Source organism: Oscillibacter sp. KLE 1745, from assembly GCF_000469445.2.
Classification (GTDB): Bacteria; Bacillota; Clostridia; order Oscillospirales; family Oscillospiraceae; genus Oscillibacter; species Oscillibacter welbionis.
Window position 1 is genome coordinate 1 of sequence record NZ_KI271784.1, and the last position, 2,830, is coordinate 2,830.

Annotated in this window: 3 protein-coding genes; all 3 read right to left on the reverse strand. The window is 60.3% G+C overall.

The genetic code is table 11. The annotated features are described in order from the left end of the window. Positions 1-39: 39 nt before the first annotated feature. The 3 genes from HMPREF1546_RS17590 to HMPREF1546_RS17600 are packed head-to-tail and all read right to left on the reverse strand — an operon-like array spanning position 40 to position 2,756. Entirely contained in the window at positions 40-1,077 is a 1,038-nt protein-coding gene (locus HMPREF1546_RS17590) for a zinc-binding dehydrogenase (protein ID WP_021747382.1), read from the reverse strand. Beyond that, positions 1,077-1,874 (reverse strand): MBL fold metallo-hydrolase, encoded by a 798-nt coding sequence (locus HMPREF1546_RS17595; protein WP_021747381.1) that lies wholly within the window; start codon positions 1,872-1,874, stop codon positions 1,077-1,079. The genes HMPREF1546_RS17590 and HMPREF1546_RS17595 overlap by 1 nt, the downstream gene beginning before the upstream one ends. A 21-nt stretch (positions 1,875-1,895) precedes the next feature. Next, positions 1,896-2,756: a 5-deoxy-glucuronate isomerase gene (locus tag HMPREF1546_RS17600; protein ID WP_021752195.1), complete on the reverse strand. Its 861-nt coding sequence runs from the start codon at positions 2,754-2,756 to the stop codon at positions 1,896-1,898. Between the last annotated feature and the right edge of the window lie 74 nt (positions 2,757-2,830).

Sequence of the window (2,830 nt, forward strand, 5' to 3'; positions counted from 1 at the left end):
TGATTTCCAGTCGGCTTTTGACCAACAAAATCAACTGTTTTACGGCTTCAGCAAAACCTTGATCCGCATCTCCTTTTTCTCCCGGATCATCTGCACCACATCAGCAAGCTCGGACAGGGGCTTGACATGGGTGATGAGGGGCTTCACCTTCAGCTTGCCCTCCGCCATATAGCGCAGGACCGGTCCAAAGGAGTTGGGGCTTGCCAGGGAACCCACCAGCTCTGCGTCTTTCACGATGACGGTATTCATCGCCACAGCGACAGAGGGGCCGCTGTACCAGCTCACCGCCACGATCCGGCCCGTGGGCTTGAGCGCCCGCACGGCCATATCCAGCGCAGCGTTGCTGCCGGAGGTCTCGATCACGATCTCCGGACCGCCCTCCGTCAGCTCCTGCGCCCGTTGGACCACATCCTCCTTGTGGTAGTTGATGGTCTCCTGAATGCCGCAGGAGCGGGCGATGGCCAGCTTCTCATCCCAGCTGCCGGCCATGATGACCTTGCTGGCACCGGCGATGTTCGCAAGCTGTGCCGCCAGCTGTCCGATGGGGCCGTCGCCGATCACCAGCACCTCCGCCCCGGCGGGAATCTTGGCCTTGCTCACCGCGTACATGGCGGTGGCCGCCGGCTCTGCCAGGGCCGCCTCCTCCATGGACACGTTCTCAGGGATCTTGTACACATGCCGCTGGGGCACCGCCACATACTCGGCAAAGACGCCCTGCCGGTTCCGGTAGGAGCCGACCACCTCCCGGTTGGGGCACAGGTTGTAGTGACCCTTCCGGCACTCGTCGCACTCACCGCACCCCAGGCTCACGTCGGAGGTGATGCGGTCGCCGACCTTGAGGTCCCGAACGTCCCTGCCCACAGCCACGATGGTGCCGCTCCACTCATGCCCCGGAATGATGGGATACTTGGTAAAGCCGTTTTTGATGTGGATCATGTCGCCGGTCAGCAGCTCGATATCCGTGGCGCAGAAGCCTGCGTACGCGATCTGCGCCAGCACCTCATTGTCCTTCGGCTCGGGCGTTGCCACCGCAGAATACTCGATGACCTCCGGCTCCATAAAACGAATTGCTTTCATTAAGCCGATTCCTCCATTTGCTGAAATAGTCTTTTGCAGTCCAATGTCCGGGCTTCTCCCTGCCGGAAGCAGACCGGAACGCAGCGCCCGCCCCGCAGGCATTCACAGAACAAGCCGGGATCTCCCCCGTGTTCCGCAAAGGTCCAGCAGTGACACGGCACCGCATACCGGGCGCCCGTCAGCTCCGCCGCTCTGGCGCCCTCCTCCGCATTCATGTTGCCGAACTTCCCGTTGACGGACATGAACACGATCTCCGGCTGGAATTTCGCCACCCCGCAGAACAGCTCCTCGTGGAAGGCTGTATCTCCGGAGAAATAGAGCCGGTGCCCACCCATCTCCAGCAAAACCCCGATGGCGTCCGGCGCCATGGTGCCGTGGTCAGCGGTGGCCGCCTCCACCAGCACCCGCCGGTCCCCATAGCGCATCCCCCGATCCAATCGGTGGCAGCGGCTCTTCTCCACTCCCATTTCTGCCAGCACATCCAGGCAGCTGGTGGGGCCAAAAAACTGTGTCTTCGGCGACCGCTCTTTCACTACGGGGATGGCGTCGTAGTCCAGATGATCGAAGTGGGTGTGCGTAATCACATAGTAATCAGGCGCAAAATCCTCCGCCGGCAGCAGCATCGGCGAGAGCCGCTTGAAGCCGCGGATCCGTTCACCGCAGTTCGTCAGGTAAGGATCCACAGCCAATGTGCAGCCGTGTCCATCTTTTAAAAGATAGCCCGCCTGCCCCAGCCAGCAGATCATCAGCTCTCCCTGTGACACTTGTGTCCTGCGGATTTCCTCTGCGAGATTCATCCTACTACCTTTCTCAGTTCCTCAATATAAGCAGCCCTCAAGCCAGGAATACCGCTCGTCAAACTGGACCTTGTACTTCTTCGTATCGCCGGCCAGGCCCCACAGCAGATACGCACGGGTGCCGGGCAGTGCCACCGTGGTGTGGTAGCCGGTGGGCAGCGCCACGGCGGTGTTGTTCTCCTCGATCACATTGACCTCGTCCCAGATCTTCTTGTTCTCGTCCGTCAGATCATAGCCGTGCTGCATGACGCCGCCGCGGCCAGGGCCATCCTCGGTGGAGGTCATCTGGAAGGAGAAGATCTCATCCAGCACGCACTCCTTGCCGGGGCGCTCGTAGTCGTGCCGGTGCGCCGGGAATCCGATCCAGCCGCCGGGCACGGACACGGTCTCGCCCACGATCAGCAGCTTGGTGATGTGGTCGTTGTGCTTGCCGGGCTGGCCGAAGATGAAGCGGTACTTCCGCTTGTAGATGTACTCGCCGGGTTCTCCCTCTTCAATATTTTCAGGCGGGCAGAAATAGGGGGCATTGCCCTCCTCACAATAGGCGGTGAAGACTCTCGCCTCCATGCCCTTCTCGCTGTACAGCTTCACTGTGGCTTTGGGCGGCACATACAGGGCGGTGGGCAGATCGTCATAGACATTGCCGCGCTGGCCCTTGGCGCCGTCCACAACGGTCACGCCCTCATACTCCACCCAGCAGGTCATGTCGCCCTGCTGCAGCACGATGGCCTGCTCCTCACCGGTGACCTTGTACTCCAGCGTCTGGCCGGGGTTGAGAAGGATTCGGCCGAATCCCTCATAGGTCATATCCGAGTTGGCCTTGGAGATCACGCTCTCATAGCCGTTCAGGTCCTGAAAGCGGTATACAGTTGTGTAAGACATTTGCGTCCACTCCTTTTTCCTTGATTTGAATGCAATTATTTCAATACTTCCTTGTTGACGGGATAGGTGACCGG